Origin of the sequence: Nocardiopsis mangrovi (genome assembly GCF_042653925.1) — a bacterium.
Lineage (GTDB): Bacteria > Actinomycetota > Actinomycetes > Streptosporangiales > Streptosporangiaceae > Nocardiopsis_B > Nocardiopsis_B mangrovi.
Map to the genome: position 1 here is coordinate 86116 of NZ_JBHSFQ010000003.1, position 15153 is coordinate 101268.

Annotated in this window: 16 protein-coding genes; 11 read left to right on the forward strand and 5 right to left on the reverse strand. The window is 74.2% G+C overall.

All coding sequences use genetic code 11. From position 1 onward, the window contains the following. Positions 1-78: 78 nt before the first annotated feature. On the forward strand, positions 79-978 hold the full coding sequence (locus tag ACFO4E_RS04265; RefSeq protein WP_378571688.1) for a TIGR03619 family F420-dependent LLM class oxidoreductase: 900 nt from the start codon (positions 79-81) through the stop codon (positions 976-978). 46 nt (positions 979-1024) lie between these two features. On the opposite strand, the gene ACFO4E_RS04270 is transcribed toward ACFO4E_RS04265, so the two are convergent. From ACFO4E_RS04270 to ACFO4E_RS04280, 3 genes are all read right to left on the reverse strand, one after another. Then, positions 1025-1417, reverse strand: a complete 393-nt coding sequence (locus tag ACFO4E_RS04270) for a RidA family protein (RefSeq protein ID WP_378571689.1) — start codon at positions 1415-1417, stop codon at positions 1025-1027. Between the two features lie 97 nt (positions 1418-1514). Further along, positions 1515-1907, reverse strand: coding sequence for a glycine cleavage system protein GcvH (gene gcvH / locus ACFO4E_RS04275; RefSeq protein ID WP_378571690.1), 393 nt, complete (start codon positions 1905-1907; stop codon positions 1515-1517). A gap of 218 nt (positions 1908-2125) precedes the next feature. Beyond that, positions 2126-3478: a xylulokinase gene (locus ACFO4E_RS04280; protein ID WP_378571691.1), complete on the reverse strand. Its 1353-nt coding sequence runs from the start codon at positions 3476-3478 to the stop codon at positions 2126-2128. 442 nt (positions 3479-3920) lie between these two features. Between ACFO4E_RS04280 and ACFO4E_RS04285 the strand changes: the two genes are divergently transcribed. From ACFO4E_RS04285 to ACFO4E_RS04310, 6 genes are all read left to right on the forward strand, one after another. Continuing rightward, positions 3921-4280 carry a hypothetical protein gene (locus ACFO4E_RS04285; protein ID WP_378571692.1) on the forward strand — a complete coding sequence of 120 codons (360 nt, stop codon included), beginning with the start codon at positions 3921-3923 and terminating at the stop codon, positions 4278-4280. A 268-nt stretch (positions 4281-4548) separates the two neighbouring features. Further along, positions 4549-5064, forward strand: coding sequence for a hypothetical protein (locus ACFO4E_RS04290; RefSeq protein WP_378571693.1), 516 nt, complete (start codon positions 4549-4551; stop codon positions 5062-5064). A 76-nt stretch (positions 5065-5140) separates the two neighbouring features. Then, a complete protein-coding gene (locus tag ACFO4E_RS04295) occupies positions 5141-6163 on the forward strand; it encodes a peptidoglycan-binding domain-containing protein (protein WP_378571694.1) in 1023 nt (340 codons plus the stop codon). After that, positions 6156-6956, forward strand: coding sequence for an ATP-binding cassette domain-containing protein (locus tag ACFO4E_RS04300; protein ID WP_378571695.1), 801 nt, complete (start codon positions 6156-6158; stop codon positions 6954-6956). The genes ACFO4E_RS04295 and ACFO4E_RS04300 overlap by 8 nt, the downstream gene beginning before the upstream one ends. After that, positions 6956-8023: a hypothetical protein gene (locus ACFO4E_RS04305; RefSeq protein WP_378571696.1), complete on the forward strand. Its 1068-nt coding sequence runs from the start codon at positions 6956-6958 to the stop codon at positions 8021-8023. Before ACFO4E_RS04300 ends, ACFO4E_RS04305 begins: the two co-directional genes overlap by 1 nt. 379 nt (positions 8024-8402) lie before the next feature. Beyond that, complete coding sequence (locus tag ACFO4E_RS04310) at positions 8403-9440, forward strand: aminoglycoside phosphotransferase/kinase family protein (protein WP_378571697.1); 1038 nt, start codon at positions 8403-8405, stop codon at positions 9438-9440. Between the two features lie 7 nt (positions 9441-9447). On the opposite strand, the gene ACFO4E_RS04315 is transcribed toward ACFO4E_RS04310, so the two are convergent. Continuing rightward, the gene (locus ACFO4E_RS04315; RefSeq protein ID WP_378571698.1) at positions 9448-9747 is read right to left on the reverse strand and encodes a hypothetical protein; all 300 of its coding nucleotides are present in this window, start codon (positions 9745-9747) and stop codon (positions 9448-9450) included. 705 nt (positions 9748-10452) lie between these two features. Here ACFO4E_RS04315 and ACFO4E_RS04320 point away from each other — a divergent pair. The 4 genes from ACFO4E_RS04320 to ACFO4E_RS04335 all read left to right on the forward strand — a co-directional run bounded on the left by ACFO4E_RS04320 (position 10453) and on the right by ACFO4E_RS04335 (position 13878). Next, positions 10453-11379, forward strand: a complete 927-nt coding sequence (locus tag ACFO4E_RS04320) for an ABC transporter ATP-binding protein (protein ID WP_378571699.1) — start codon at positions 10453-10455, stop codon at positions 11377-11379. Then, positions 11376-13058 carry an ABC transporter permease gene (locus ACFO4E_RS04325; RefSeq protein WP_378571700.1) on the forward strand — a complete coding sequence of 561 codons (1683 nt, stop codon included), beginning with the start codon at positions 11376-11378 and terminating at the stop codon, positions 13056-13058. The genes ACFO4E_RS04320 and ACFO4E_RS04325 overlap by 4 nt, the downstream gene beginning before the upstream one ends. A gap of 182 nt (positions 13059-13240) precedes the next feature. Further along, on the forward strand, positions 13241-13480 hold the full coding sequence (locus ACFO4E_RS04330) for a hypothetical protein (protein WP_378571701.1): 240 nt from the start codon (positions 13241-13243) through the stop codon (positions 13478-13480). After that, the gene (locus ACFO4E_RS04335; protein WP_378571702.1) at positions 13477-13878 is read left to right on the forward strand and encodes a DNA-binding protein; all 402 of its coding nucleotides are present in this window, start codon (positions 13477-13479) and stop codon (positions 13876-13878) included. The genes ACFO4E_RS04330 and ACFO4E_RS04335 overlap by 4 nt, the downstream gene beginning before the upstream one ends. A 311-nt stretch (positions 13879-14189) precedes the next feature. On the opposite strand, the gene ACFO4E_RS04340 is transcribed toward ACFO4E_RS04335, so the two are convergent. Continuing rightward, positions 14190-15116 carry a TIGR03619 family F420-dependent LLM class oxidoreductase gene (locus ACFO4E_RS04340; RefSeq protein ID WP_378571703.1) on the reverse strand — a complete coding sequence of 309 codons (927 nt, stop codon included), beginning with the start codon at positions 15114-15116 and terminating at the stop codon, positions 14190-14192. Positions 15117-15153: the final 37 nt, after the last annotated feature.

The following is a 15153-nucleotide window of genomic DNA, read 5'->3' on the forward strand; positions in this document are numbered from 1 at the left end:
CGCCGCCCGCCCGCTCCGCCGCACCCGTGGGTAGAGTCATCGTGTGGTCACGGTCGGTAGCCGGATGGAGCACGCCAGATGAAGATCGGATTCACCCTGCCGCAAATGGGCCCGCTCGCCCACGAGGCCGGAGAGGTCGCCCGGTTCGCCGACGAGGCCGAGCGACTGGGCGCGGACAGCCTGTGGGTCGGCGACCGGCTCCTGGCCCCGATCGAGCCCACCGTGGGCTACGCGGGCGGCGACTCCATCCCCGAGGCGTTCCACTCCGTCCTGGACCCCTTCGCGGTGCTGGCCGTCGCCGCCGCGGCCACGGAGAGCGCGCACATCGGTACCAACATCCTCAACGCGCCGTGGTACGCCCCGGCGATCCTGGCCCGCTCCCTGACAACGATCGACCTCGTCAGCGCCGGCCGACTGCTCCCCGGATTCGGCACGGGGTGGTCGCCCGAGGAGTACCGGGCGGCGGGGATCCCCATGGAACAGCGCGGCGCGCGGCTGGACGAGTGCCTCGACGCGCTGGACGAACTCTGGTCGGCCGGGCCCGCCCGCTACGAGGGCCGGTACTGGGAGGTCCCGCCCACCAACATCGACATCAAGCCGGCCCAGCGTCCGCGCCCGCCGGTCTACCTGGCCGGGTTCGCCCCCGCCGCCCTGCGCCGCGTGGCCCGGCGGGCCGACGGCTGGCTGCCCGTCTGCGCTCCCGGGGCCCGCGCGTTCGACCCGGCGAGCATCAACGGGCCGATGGCGACCATCCGCGACTTCGCCGAGGAGCTGGGCCGCGACCCCGTCGCCATCGACCTGGTCCTGCGGGTGTCCCCGTTCCCGGACGCGTCGGTGGACCTGATCGCGCAGACCATCGCCCGCGCGGGGGACGAGACCGGCGTCGACCACGTCTTCGTGGAGATGATGAACCTCGCCGGGACCGTCGACGAATCGCTCGACGGCGTCCAGCGGATCCTCTCCGCCACCCGCGGCTGACCCGGCCCACGCAGACGCGCCTGCCGGGCGCGTCTGTGTGGGCCGGTCAGTCGGCGGCGATGGCCTCCAGCTCGATCAGCAGTTCGGGGCGGGCCAGCCGGGTGACACCCGACAGCACGCCGGGCGGCCGGACGTCGAAGGCCGCCAGGCGTTCGGCCATCATGTCGCCCGCGCGCTCGAAGAAGGCGTCGATGTCGGTGACGTGGGTGTTCATCCGGACGATGGCGCCGAGGGTCATCCCCGCGCCGGCGAGCACGGTCTCGACGTTGTCCAGGGCCTGCGCGGTCTGTGCCCGCATGTCACCGGGGTACAGGGACGCCCCCGCGGGAGAGACCGAACACTGTCCGCTGAGGAAGAGGATGCGGCGGTGCCCTTCGATCAGCACCCCCTGATCGAACCCCTCGGGGTTGTTCCACGGGTTCACGACCGTGCGCTGCATTCCGCTACCTTTCCGATCCGCGCCGTCGACCCGCGGCGCGACCGTTGACGTTCGACATGACGGGAGGGGACGACGCCGGGCCGCCGCCCGTGGCGCGCTATCCGCCTTCGCCCTCCTTGAGGAGGTCGCGGTAGGCGTCGGGGGTCAGCAGCGTGTCGGATCCGCTCACGCCGGAGAGCTCGATGAACCAGCCGTCGCCGTAGGGGTCGTCGTTCACGTTCTCCGGCGAGTCGGCCATGGCCTCGTTGACGGCGTCGACCGTGCCGGCCAGCGGCGCGTACAGCTCGGAGACCGCCTTGACGGACTCGACGGTGCCGAACGGCTCGCCGGCCTCGAACGCGTCGCCGGTGTCGGGCGTGTCGACGAACACGATGTCGCCCAGCTGCCGCTGCGCGAAATCGGTGATCCCTACTCTGACCCGTCCCCCGCCCAGGTCCCGGACCCACTCGTGGTCGCTCGTGTACGCCAGGTCCTCCGGCACATCGGACATCCGGCCACCCCCATCCGTCGCTTACAGCGATGCTCCTGCGACAGCGAGTCAACCACGGCGCGGGCCGGGCGTCAGCGAAACGCGGCACGCGGCGGCACCGCCGCTCCCGACAGGCGCCACGGCCGCCCCTGTCACGGCTCCGTCCGGCGCCGCGGCCGCCCGTGCCGCCGGACGGCCGGTGCCCCAAGGGCGGTCCGCTCCCTGCGGCGGCCGGCGGGTCAGCCGGACGGCACGTCGGGGACCGCGGCCCCCATCCCCTCGGCGGCCAGGAGCGCCGCACCGCGGACCGATGCGGCGTCGGCGCCGGCGACGTGCTCCAGAGGGCGGTCGAGTACGCGTTCGAGCATGCGCCGCCAGCGCGGGTCGCGTGCGCCGCCGCCCGCTGTGCGGACCGGCGTCCCGCCGCGCTCCGCGAGCACGTCCACCGCTTCGGCGATGGCGTCGGCCACCCCGACGAGGACGGCGTGCAGCAGGTCGGTGCGGCCGTGGCCGACCTTGAGGTCGCTGAAGGAGCCGGCCGCGCCGGGCGCCCCGCGCTCGGGGGCCAGGTGCGGCTGGAAGGACGGGGTGTCGGCGCCGTGGTGGTCGGCGGCGGCGTACAGCTCGTCCCAGGTGGCGCCGAAGACCCGCACCGCCCACTCCAGGGCGAGGCCGGCGTTGACGATGGCCGCGAGCCGGTAGTGGCCGTCGGGGGTCGCCGTGCGGAACACGTTCGTACGCGGATCCGGTGCCGCGCCGATCCCGTCGGTCAATGCGACGACCTGGGCGCCGGTGCCGATGGTCAGCTGGATACCGCCCGGCGCGAGCCCGGTGCCGAGGATCGCGGCGGCGGTATCGGCCGCACCGGTGACGACCGGGGTGCCCGGTCGCAGGCCGAGCGCGTCGGCGGGGCCCGGCAGCAGGCCCCCGGCCTGGCGGGCCGAGGGCTGGACGGGGGCGAGCAGGTCCGGCCGGATCCCGAGCCGGGCGGCGATGTCGGACGCCCAGTCGTCGGCGTCGAAGTCGTACAGGAGCGTTCCCGCCGCGTCGCTCGGATCGGTCGCCGCCCGGCCGGTCAGCCGCAGCCGCAGCCAGTCCTTCGGTTGCAGCGCCCAGCGTGCGCGCGCGAGGGCCGGCGGCTCGAACTCGCCCAGCCAGGCGAGCATCGGACCGGCGGCACCCGGCATCGGCGGGTTGGCCAGCCGCCGGTGCGCGTCCACGCCGAGCGCGGCGTAGCGGTCGAGCTCGGTGACGGCTCGCGCGTCGGGCCACAGCATCGCGGGCCGGACCGGTTCGCCGTCGGCGCCGGTGAGGACCACCCCGTGCATCTGCCCGGACAGCCCGATGGCCGCCACCCGGTGCGCCTGATCGCCCGCGCAGCGGCGGACCGCGTGGACGACGGCGTCCCACCACAGGCGCGGGTCGATCTCCGACCACGACGCCTCCGGGCTGCTCAGCACGTAGCCGGACGTGGCCACCGACCCCAGGCGGCCGTCGGGCGCCAGGAGCGCGGCCTTCACGGAACCGGTCCCGAGGTCGATTCCAAGGAAAAAAGGAGCGGACGGCGGTGAATCACCCGGAATTGAATTCATCTCACCGAACCCCCCACTGCGCCGTGCATTCCCCGAACGACAATCCCCACCCCCATGATCGCACGCCGCGACCGCCGACAATTCGGACTTCCGGCCCTCTCGACCCCAGCGGGCGGCACATTCACCACACACCCTCACACCGTTCTCTTACTCGGCTTTAGTGTCCGCATTCGGACAGGGCCGCTAGTATACGAACCATCACTCCACGCGAGCTGGGAGATCAAAGCTCGCACTAACATATTGTAATGGCCGGATCACCTGACCACTCTTTCCTTTCACTCCACTACGCGGATAGATTCCGAGGCACTTCGGAAATACTCCGGACATCTCCGAAGTGGCATGGAGCCGATCCGGACGGCCCATGCCGCCCCGGCCGACCGGCCGGTCGGCCGGGGCGATTCAAGCGTCACACATCCCATCGCTGGAGTGAAAGAGAATGAGCGTGACGACCACTTCCGGGACGACTCCCGCCACCCTGTCCACCCGCGTCAAGGCGGGCCTGTTCACCGTGCTGGCCACGGCCGGGATGGGCCTGGCCCTCGCGGCCCCGGCCGCCGCCGCGGACGCCACCGCCGCCGGCGACGTGTCCACCCTCCGCTGCGACTACTACACCTACCACTCCAGCGCCTACTCCCAGGCGTGGGGCTACGTCGACACCTGCGGCAGCTACAACTACGTCCGCGCCTACGCCCAGCACGGCAACCTCGCCGCGCTCAGCGGCTGGTACAACGTCTACGCCAGCGCCTACGCCGACTCGGGCACCTCGTCCAGCCACAACGCCTGGGTGCAGTACAGCTCCTGACCAGGCGCTGACCACCTGAATTGAATTCACCGCCGGCCACCGCAGTCCGTGAATGAAATGAATTCCACGTGGAGCGGATCGCGGTGGCCGGCGCCGGGAATATCCCGGACCGATTCCACCAAGGATGGGAAAAATGCGGATCGTCTCGGCAACGAGCATGGCGGCCGTTCTCTCGACCGCCGGAATACTCCTTTTGACGGCATGCTCGTCTCTCCAGCCCGATTCCCCGGACGCCGCGGGTCCGAGCGGACCAACAATGGACCTCAGCTTGGTGGAGCAATTCGAGCAGGCTCGCGAAGACGCCACGTCGGATTTCGAGCGCGATGTCTTCGACCGCGCGATAGAGAATGGCGAGATCGCGGCTGAGGACTACGAGGACGCGTTCAACAGGTACCGGCAGTGCGCGCAGGACGCCGGGCTGGAGGAGACCTACGAACGGCGGCCCGACGGCATCTACTCCATCACCCCGCCGGTGCTGAACGGCGAATCCGACATCGACGAGTACATGGAGGTGAGCGGCGACTGCGCCGACGGGACCACCATGCGGATCGAGGCGCTCTACCAGACGCAGATCAACAACCCCGGCCTGATCGAGGACACGCGACTGCTCACGGTCGACTGCCTGGTCGCGGAGGGCCTCGTCCCCGACGACTACGACGCGGACCGACTGGATGCCGACGTGTCCGACGGCTTCGCCGAGGCGCCCTTCGACCCCGCGGACCCGGAGGCACGGGAATGCCTCCGGCAGGGCGGATACGGAATCGCCGTCGAGGACGGCTCCTGACACCGGGACGACCGCCGGGGCCGGCCGGCACCGCCCGCCGCCGGCCCCGCGACCACCACCACGTGAAAGGCCCGGTGTGAACCACAGGTCCTGGACGACCGCGCTGCTCGCCGCGGCGGCGCTGCTCAGCGCCGGCGCGGGCGCGGGCTACCTGCTGCGCCCGGCCGAGGTGCCCAGCGGGCTGGCGGCCTCCGGCGGCCAGGCCACGGCGCCGGTCACGGTCGAGGAGTTCGCCGACGAGCGCACGGTGCAGGTCGCCTTCCAGGTGACCCCGGCGTCCACGCTGGAGATCGGGCTGTCCGGCCGCGTCACGACCACCGACTGCGCGGCCGGGGCCGAGCTCGTGTCGGGCGAGGCGGTCGCCACGATCGGCGCCACCCCGCTCATCGCGCTGGCGACGGAGATCCCCCTGTACCGCGACCTGGAGGCGGGCGACCGCGGCGGCGACGTCCAGTCGCTCCAGCGCGAACTGGCCCGGCTCGGCTACGCGGTGGGCGACGACGGCGTCTTCGGCCGGCCGACGGCCGTCGCAGTACGCGACCTGCTGGAATCGGCCGGCGTGCGCGATCCCGAGGGCGAGATCGCGTCCGACCAGATCCTGTGGCTGCCCTCCCCCACCTCCGTTCTGGACGCGTGCGAGGCGCCCCTCGGCATGACGGTCGGCGGCGGGGCGCCGTTCGGCACGGTCCCCGGCGGGCTGGATCGGATCCGGGTCGACGCGATGCCCTCAGGCGCCGTGGCCGGCGACCGGACCATCGACGTCTTCGGGATACGCGGCCCGATGTCGGAGGAGGGCGAGGTCACCGACCGGGACTTCCTGGACGAGGTCGAGGACACCGCGGAATTCGCCGAGTTCATGTCGGCGGAGGAGGCGGTGACCGCCGAGATCTCCCTCGCCGAGCCGTTGCGGGCGCTCAAGGTGCCGCCCGGCGCCGTGTTCGGCATCGACGGCGACAGCGCGTGCGTGGAATCGGACGGCACCGCCCACCCGGTGCGGATCGTCGGCTCCAACCTCGGCGCCACCCTCGTCGTGCTCGACGGTCCGGTGCCGGCCGACGTGAGCCTCGGATCGGCCATCCGATCGGACTCCTGTGACTGAGCCGCCCGCCACCCCCGATCCCGTCCCCGGCCGCACCGGCCCCGCGGCTCCTCCCGCCGATCCGGGACCGGCCGGCGTGTCGGTCCGCGCCCGCGGGCTGGGCCACCGCTTCAGCGGGACCGCCGACCTGTTCACGGGGCTCGACTTCGACCTGCTGCCGGGCGAGGTCGTGGGCGTGTGCGGCCCGTCCGGGTGCGGGAAGTCCACCCTGCTGTCGATCCTCGCGGGCTGGCTGCCGCCCCACACCGGGACCCTGGAGACGACCGGGATCGAGCGGACCGGGTGGGTGTTCCAGAACCCGTTCGGCGTGCCGGGCCGGACGGCGCTGGACCACGTCGTCCTGCCGCTCCTGGCCAAGGGCCTGGACCGGGCCGGTGCCGAGACCCTGGCCGGCACGGCGATGGCGGACTTCCGCCTGGAGGCGGTGCGCGACCGCCCGTTCCGCGAGCTGTCCGGCGGCGAGGCGCAGCGGCTGATGCTCGCCCGCGCGGTGTGCTCCGCGCCGGACCTGCTGCTGGTCGACGAGCCCACCGCCCAGCTCGACCTGCGCACCGCCGGCACCGTCAACCGGACGCTCGGCGCGATCGCCCGCGCCGGGACGATCGTGGTGATCGCCACCCACGACCCGCACACCCGGGAGGCGTGCACCCGGGTCCTCGACCTGGCGGTGGCAGCGGGCGCGTCGAGCGGCGGGGAGGACGACGGCGAGGACGGCGGAGCCGCCGGAGCGGCGGCCGCCGGCGGCCGCACGCCCGCCCCGGGCGCTCCCCCCGACGGCGGGGCGGCCCCCTGATGCGCCCCGCGTCCATCCTCTCCGAGGCGCTGCGCAACCTGGTCACGGGCACGACCCGGGCGGCGGTCCTCGGCCTGGCCCTGTTCGCGGTCACGGCGGGGCTCGCGATCGTCGACACGCGCTACATCGTCGGGCTGGAACGCCAGGCGGCGGAGTTCGTCGCGTCAGGGGCGTCGGTGCGCACGCTGGTCGCCGAGGGGATGACCGACGGCGAATCCTGCGAACTGCTCACCGAATCGCCCGCGATCCGCTCCTCCGGCGCCCTGCGCGAGGCCGACGCGCTGGAACTGTCCGCCATGCCCGCCGACCCGCTGCCCGTCTACGAGGTGACGCCGGGGCTGGCCGCCCTGCTGGGGGTGGCGGGCACCGCGGCGGAGGGCGTGTGGCTGCCCGCGCCGCTCGCGGAGACGCTGGGCGTGCGCCCCGGCGAGCGCCTGGACACCGGATCGGGGCCGATGACGGTCGCGGGAACCTACGACCACCCCGATGACGGACGCGACCGCAGGCTGGGCCACGCCGTGCTGGTCCCCCGGATCCCCACCGCGACGTTCGACGAGTGCTGGGCGGAGGTCTGGCCGGTGTCGGAGGCCGCCGACGCGCTGGTCTACGCCGCCGCCGACGTGGTGCCCGATGCCACGACCACGATCACCATCGGCCAGCTCAACACCGCCCAGGGCACCGACTTCGACGCCACCGCGCAGTTCGCGGCCCGCCCCACGCGCCACGCCGCCGCCGGCTGCGCGGCGGCGGGGTTCGCGCTGGGGTTCGCGGCCGTCCGGCTGCGGCGGCTGGAGATCGCCGGCGCGCTGCACGTGGGGGTGGGGCGGGGCGCCCTGCTCGCCCAGACGGCGATCGAGACCGGGGCGTGGGCGCTGGGGGCGCTGGCCATGGCGGTCGGCGCCCTGGCCTGCGCCGCCGGGATCGGCAACCCGGCGGATACGGCCGAGGTGTTCGCCATCGGGCTGCGCGGCCCGGGGGCCGCGGCGCTCACCGCCGTCCTCGGAGCGGCCTGCGCGCTCCTGCTCATCCGGGAGAAGCACCTGTTCCGCTACTTCAAGGGCCGCTGACCCGGCCGGGCCGATCGGGCCGCCGCACCGGGTCCGGGGTGCGGGCCGGCTGCGCGCCCGGCCGGGCCGGAGGCGCGGACGCGCCCGATGGACGGCGCGCCGGCCGCGATCGCCTTCGGCGACGTGCTCGCCATGTGCCCCACCGCCACCCAACGCGCATCGTGCGGGATCCGGGGCGCCGGAAAGAGGCACGCGGGGAAGCGGGTTCCGCCGCGCGACCCGGAACAGCAGCCGGGCCGCCGGCCCGCACGAGGGAGCGGTAGACGTCGGTACGCCGCGGGTGCGCTCATGCGCATTCGTGCGGCGCGTGCGCCGGGCGGCGATCGCGCGGCGGAAAATCCGGATGCCCGGCCGACACGCGACCGGTAACGTGCGCGGCATGCTGTACCGACCCGCCGAACTCGACGACCGCGATCTGCTGGAGGCGCTCAAGGAGTGGGGGATCGACGCCGGAACGGCGGCCTATGCCGCGGTCGGCTTCGGCGACCACCACTGGACCGCGACCGGCGGCGACGGCCGCCGCTGGTTCATCACCGTCGCCGACCTCGAACAGAAGACCGCACCGGGTGTCCCGGTCGACGCCGCGCTGGAGGATCTGCGCCGGGCCATGGACACGGCCGCGGACCTGCGTGCGGGGGCCGCGCACGGCGGGACCCGTGGCGCGCGGCCGGGCGACGCCGACGGCCTGGACTTCGTCGTGGCGCCCTTGCGGACCGCCGGCGGAGCGACCGTCCGGCGGCTCGGCGAGCGCTTCGCCCTCAGCGCCTTCCCGTTCGCAACGGGTGAGGCGGGCGGCTTCGGCCGGGAATTCGACGCGGCCGAGCGCCGCGAGGTCGTCGACCTGCTCGCCGCGCTGCACGGCCGCCGTCCGCCGGCCTCGACCCCCGCCCGCCCGCCGCGGGTCCCGGGACGCGACGGGCTCGACCGGGTCCTCGCGGAGACGGACCGCCCCTGGACGGCCGGCCCGTTCTCCGAGGCCGCGCGGGCGCTGCTGGGCGGGCACGCCGAGGGGCTGCGCGCGGGACTGGCGCGGTTCGACCGGCTCGCCGAGCGGGTGGCCCGCCGGACGGGGGACCTCGTCGTGACCCACGGCGAGCCGCACCGCGCCAACCTCCTCCGGCGCGAGGGGGCGGCGGGCGGGTTCCTGCTGGTCGACTGGGACACGGTCGGCCTGGCGGTGCCCGAACGCGACCTGTGGCACGTCACCGCGGACCCCGGCGACCTCGCCCGCTACGAGGCGGCCACGGGATACGCCCCCGATCCCTCGGCGATGGAGCTGTACCGGCTCCGGTGGGACGTCGAGGAGCTGGTCATCTACGCCGGCTGGTTCCGCGCCCCGCACGAGCGCACCGCCGACATCGAACAGGCGTGGGCGGGGCTCATCGAGTCCGTCGAGCGCCTGGCGGGCCGGGCCTGATCCGCTCTCACACCCACACGTAGTCGTCATCGGTCACGGCCGCCAGGGCGGCATCGGCCACCACCGCACGCGGGGTGGGCAGGGCGGCCAGGGCGCGGCCGATCGGGGGGAACAGCGGCGGCCCGGCGCAGGCGCGGTGGTCCACCCACTCGATGGCGCCGACCTCGTGGCCGCCGCCGGGCCGCTCGTCGCACTCCTGTGTCGCCGGAGTGGCGCGGACGCCCGGGGTGGTGTGCAGCCGGTGGAGCAGGTGGAGCTTGCGCGGGGACGCGGTGGGGCCGGGGCGGGTGACGCGCTGGTCGACCACCCACAGCAGCTCCGGAGCGCCCGCCGCGCCCAGTAGCAGGTCCGACTCCTCCTGGAGTTTCCCGGTCGAGGGCCGCGAGCAGGTCCTCGCCGGGTTCGACGTTGTCCCCGGGCGGCGTGTAGTGGAGCGAGCCGGGGCGGTCGCGGCGGATGAGCGCGACCTCGTCGCCGCAGGACACCAGTGCGCCGACGCGGATCTCGATGCGGGAGAACGGAACTGCGGCCGGAAGCTCGGAAGACTCCATGGCCACCGGTATCGCCGCCGGGCCGGTCCCGCGTCCGCGCCCGGCCGCGCTTCGACGTCCCGCCTCCTTCACCGCGTTCGGCCGGTCCGCACCGGCGCCCGGTCGGGTGGGGCGCCGCCCCACGGCGTCTCGCCCGCGGCACGCGGCGACCGTCGTCTCGATCGCGCCTCCGCGGCATCGCGGTCGTCCCCCTCGACCGGTGAGGGACCGGCGGCCCCCGACGGCCGGTACGGACAGCGGATCCGCGCCGGTCGCGCGCTCGGCGACCCGCCGACGCAGGGCGGCGGCCGGACGGGTCGGGTGAGACGCGGAACGGCCCCGCACCCGTTCCACGGGTAGGGCGAGGGCCACCCCGGAACGGCGCGCAGGCGTAGTGCCCCGCCATGGGGCGGCGCGGTTGGCTGGCGGGGACCGCACCGGCCCGGTGCGGGTTCTTCCGCCGAACCGTCAGTGGGAAAACCATGCGACTGGAATTAGCCGATATCACCAAGACCCATCCCGGAGGCAAGCGGGCGGCCGACCGGGTGAGCATGGAGATCGGGCCCGGGGTCCTGGGCCTCCTCGGGCCCAATGGGGCGGGCAAGTCGACGCTGATGCGGGTGCTCGCCACCGTCACCCGCCCCACCAGCGGGCGCGTCACCTGGAACGGGACCGACATCGTGGCCCGGCCCGCCGCGCTGCGCCGCGTCCTGGGCTACCTGCCGCAGGACTTCGGCGTCTACCCCGACCTCAGCGCCCGCGAATTCCTGGGCTACCTCGCGGCCGTCAAGGGCCTGACCGGCCGCTCGGCGCGCGCCCGGGTGGAGGAGCTCATGCGGCTGGTCAACCTCCAGGAGGCGGGGAACCGCCCGCTGGGCGCCTACTCCGGGGGCATGCGGCAGCGGGTCGGCATCGCCCAGGCGCTGCTCAACGACCCCTGGCTGCTCATCGTCGACGAGCCCACCGTCGGCCTGGACCCCGAGGAGCGCATGCGCTTCCGGAACCTGCTGGGCGAGCTCGCGCACGACCGGATCGTGATCCTGTCCACGCACATCGTCTCCGACGTGGAGGCGGTCGCCGAGGACATCGCCGTCCTCGCCGACGGTCGGCTCGTGCGGCGCGGCGCTCCCGAGGAGCTGCTGCGCGCGGTCGACGGCCGGGTGTGGGAGGCCACGGTCCCGGCCCACGCGCTCGCCGGCCTGAGGTCGCGGCACCTGGTCGGCAGGGTCGCGCGCTCGGCCGAGGGGGTCCGCGCGCGGATCCTGTCCGATGCGCCTCCGGCACCCGACGCGGTCCGGATCCGACCCGACCTGGAGGACGCCTACCTGCACGCCGTCCGCTCCGCCGCGGCGTCCGCGGCGGGCCGGGACGGCGGCCGCGCCGCGCCGGCCGCGGGGACTCTGCGGTGAGCCCGCGCGCGCTCGCCGCTCTGGCGCTCGCCGACGTCCGCGACCGGGTCCGGCGCCCGGCGTTCCTCTTCATCCTGCTGGCCGCCGCCGCGCTGGGCTACCTGGCCGCTCCCCCGGCTTCGGCCGGCTACACGATGATGAAGTTCGGCGCGTTCCGCGGTGTCTACGACAGCGGGTACATCGGAGTGATGTTCGCGCTGGTCTCGGCCTTGTGGCTGTCCCTGTGCGGCTTCTACGCGGTGAAGAACGCGATCGGCCGGGACGCGGCGACGGGGGTGGGGGAGATCCTCGCGGCCACGCCGATGCGCACGTCCGGGTACCTGTTCGGCAAGTTCCTCAGCAACTTCCTGGTGCTGGCGGCCATGGCCGGGATCATGGCGCTCATGGGCCTGGGCATGCAGCTGCTGCGCGGGGAGTCCGCCGAGATCGACCCCGTCGCCCTGGTCCTGCCGTTCCTGCTGCTGTGCCTGCCGGTGCTGGCGATCAGCGGGGCCGCCGCGCTGCTGTTCGAGTCCGTCCCGCTCCTGCGCGGCGGCGTCGGCAACATCGTGTGGTTCTTCACCTTCCTCACCGGCTATGTGGCCTCCGGGCTGTCCGGCTTCGACGAGATCGGCGCCGACATGTCGGCCGACCTGCTGGCCCAGCACCCCGATGCGGGCAGCACCGAGTTCTCGCTCGGGATCACCGGCGAGGACGGCGGGCTCGGGGTGTTCCACTGGTCGGGGCTGGAGGTCGCCCCCGGACTGCTCACCACCCCGATCGTCCACCTGCTGGCCGCCGTGCTGCTGGCGCTGCTGCCCGTGCTCTGGTTCGGCCGGTTCGACCCGGCCCGGGGACCGTCCCCGGCCGCCCGCCGCACCATCGCCTTCCCGCGAGGCCCCTTCCCCGGCGGCGGTTCCCCGGGGGACGGATATCCGGGCGGCATCCTCCCTGGAGGTGCGGCGACGGGCGGCGCTCCGGCGGACGGTCTGTCCGGGACCGCCGCGGACGGCCCGGCACACTTCGACCCCCCGTCCGGGACGGCGGCCTTCGCCGGGAGCGGACCGCCGAGCGCCGGCGTCGTGCGCGGCGGCGCCTTCGGGCGGCTGTTGGCGGGCGAGCTGCGGCTCCTCCTCAAGGGGCGGTCGCCGTGGTGGTGGCTGGGCCTGGCGGGTCTCACCGCCGTCGCCCTGTTCGTCCCGGTCGGAGGCGGGCTGGGCGTCGTCCTGCTGCTCGCCTGGATCTGGCCGGTGCTCATCTGGTCGCGGCTGGGCACCCAGGCGCGCGAACACCGGGTCGACACCCTCCTGGACGCCGGACCGGCGCGCGGTCGGCGGCCGGTCGCGGAGTGGGCGGCCGGCGTCGCGGTCGCGGCCATCACCGGCGCGGGGCCGCTGGCGCGCATGGCCGTCGAGGCCGACGCCGCGGGCGTCGCCGCCTGGGCCGCCGGGGCCGCGTTCATCCCCGCGCTCGCGCTGCTGCTCGGATCGGCCACCCGCGGCGCGCGGCTGTTCCAGCTGGTCTACCTGGCGCTCTGGTACGCGATCCTCAACAGTGTGGCCGCCGCCGACGTCATGGGCGCGGTGCGCGACACCGCCCTCCGCCCGGCCGGACCGCACCCCCTCGCGGTCCTCGCGGCCGCCGCTGTCCTCCTCGGCGCCGCCCTCCTGGTCGACCGCCTCCGCCACGCCCGCCGCTGACTCCGAGCCTCGCTGTATTCGAGGCTGCCGGACCGCCCGGGGGTCATGGGGCGGTCCGGCGGGGAGGCGCGGCCCTGTCCCGCCTCCTCGGCGGCCGGTGACCCCGTGCGCCGACGCTCGCGGGACGAAGCGCGCCTGGTGAAAGCGCCCACCACGCGCGCATATCGCAGTATGCTTGCCTTATGGCGGACACGACGCGTATCACGGTGACGCTGCCGACCGAGCAGGTCGCCGAACTGAGGAAGCTCACCGACAACGTCTCCGGTTATGTCTCCGAGGCCGTGGCGCGTCAGCTGCGGCACCAGCTGCTCGGTGCCGACCTGGTGCGCCATCAGGAGGAACACGGGGCGTTCACCGAGGAGGAGCTGGCGGAGGCCCGCTCCAGGATCTCCGGCGCCGGCGGGTCGGCGAGCGCGGCGTGATCGAGCACGTCGAGACCGTCGTCCTGGATTCCCAGGGGCTTTCCGCTTGGATTGCGCGGGACCGCAAGATCCTGGCCATGTTCCAGGTGTTCCACGCTGCTGGTGCCGACTTCGTCATCGGTGCGCACACCATTGTGGAAGTCGGCCACGCACGGTTGGACATGCCTCGGCTGCAATGGTCGCTCTCCCGGGTCAAGGTCGAGCCGGTCACCGAGCGCGCCGCGAAAGCGTCCGTCGAACTGCTCAAAGCCGCGGGTCTGCACGGCCACAAGTACGCGATCGACGCAACGGTCGCCGAGGTGGCGCTGCGCCAACCGGGTCCCGTGGCCATGCTGACGTCCGACGTCGACGATATGGCCCGGCTGTGCGGCGACCGCATTCGGCTCATCGGCATCTGAGCGAGCGGCCGCGCTCACCGACCGAAATGGGTGTTCGCAGGTCAGGGCGCACTAAAGGGTAGCCGAACGGCCCGGGGGTCATGACCTTCGGGCGGCAGCCTGGTCAACTCCGAGCGCAGAGGTCGCGCAGGAACGGACGATTTTCATCCGGGACACGGGACATCGCGATTCCGCCACCCTGTCACTGTCCGCTCGTGAGTGGACCGTCTTTCCGGCAGGCATCGACGCGCTTCAGCCTCCTCCCCGACAACGCTGAGCCCCCCGCCGCGCGGTCGCCGTTGATGCGGATCGGCGCCGGGCGGCCGGATCGCTCAGCCGGACGTCGGGGACAGGGATTCGACGATCTCGGTGGCGCGGGCGGTGGCGGCGGCGGGGTCGGCGTCGGGGGAACCCACCTCCGGGTCCCAGTTGAGGTCGTAGAAGAGTTCGGTGACCCCCTGCTCGCCGAGCCAGGCGGCGTCCTCGCGGATCTGTGCGGCCGACCCCGACAGCGGCAGCCGGCGCCCGTCCTCGGCCGTCGCCTCGGCGCCGTAGCGGACCACGCCGCGGCACACCGCCCGCACCGCTCCGGGGTCGCGGCCGGCCTGCTCGGCGGCACCGCGCACCACGGCGATCTCCTCGGCGATCCGGGAGAGGTCGGTTGCGCTGCGGCTGAGCCACCCGGCGGCCAGCCGGCCCGCGCGCCGCAACGCGGTGGGCGCCACGCCGCCCAGGAGCACCGGGGGCCCGCCGGCCTGCGCCGGCTTGGGCGCCATGCGGCTGGGCGGAACCGTGTAGAAGTCGCCCTCGAACCCGCTCACCTCATCGGCCCACAGGGTGCGCAGCACGGCGAGGTACTCCTCGGCGCGGGCCCCGCGCCGGGCGGGTGTGGCGCCCGAAACGGCGAACTCCTCCGGTGACCAGCCCGTCCCCAGACCCAGGTCCAGCCGTCCGCCGGAGAGGACGTCGAGGGTCGCCGCCTGCTTGGCGAGGACCGCCGGCGGGACGAACGGCATGTTGACGATGGACACGCCCAGCCGGATGCGCGAGGTGGTGGCGGCGGCGAACCCCAGCGACACCATGGGGTCCAGGACGCTGCGGTAACCGGGCCCGACCTGGCTGTCGTCGGCCGGGGTGAGCAGCCGCTGGAAGGTCCACAGCGAGTGGTAGCCGAGTTCTTCGGCGCGGGCGGCGAACGCGCCGAGGTTGTGCGGGGTGGCCCACGCCCCGGACACCGGGGCTCCGAATCCGATCAGCATCCCCCAACCGTAGCCATCCGGGGCCGCCCGCGGGGCA

What these genes read in the sequence shown, in the direction of transcription:
- ACFO4E_RS04270 (WP_378571689.1), bottom strand. Translation starts at nt 1,417, where the DNA reads ATGCAGCGCACGGTCGTGAACCCGTGGAACAACCCCGAGGGGTTCGAT.
- ACFO4E_RS04305 (WP_378571696.1), top strand. Translation starts at nt 6,956, where the DNA reads ATGCGCCCCGCGTCCATCCTCTCCGAGGCGCTGCGCAACCTGGTCACG.
- ACFO4E_RS04280 (WP_378571691.1), bottom strand. Translation starts at nt 3,478, where the DNA reads ATGAATTCAATTCCGGGTGATTCACCGCCGTCCGCTCCTTTTTTCCTT.
- ACFO4E_RS04265 (WP_378571688.1), top strand. Translation starts at nt 79, where the DNA reads ATGAAGATCGGATTCACCCTGCCGCAAATGGGCCCGCTCGCCCACGAG.
- ACFO4E_RS04330 (WP_378571701.1), top strand. Translation starts at nt 13,241, where the DNA reads ATGGCGGACACGACGCGTATCACGGTGACGCTGCCGACCGAGCAGGTC.
- ACFO4E_RS04310 (WP_378571697.1), top strand. Translation starts at nt 8,403, where the DNA reads ATGCTGTACCGACCCGCCGAACTCGACGACCGCGATCTGCTGGAGGCG.
- ACFO4E_RS04340 (WP_378571703.1), bottom strand. Translation starts at nt 15,116, where the DNA reads ATGCTGATCGGATTCGGAGCCCCGGTGTCCGGGGCGTGGGCCACCCCG.
- ACFO4E_RS04320 (WP_378571699.1), top strand. Translation starts at nt 10,453, where the DNA reads ATGCGACTGGAATTAGCCGATATCACCAAGACCCATCCCGGAGGCAAG.
- gcvH (WP_378571690.1), bottom strand. Translation starts at nt 1,907, where the DNA reads ATGTCCGATGTGCCGGAGGACCTGGCGTACACGAGCGACCACGAGTGG.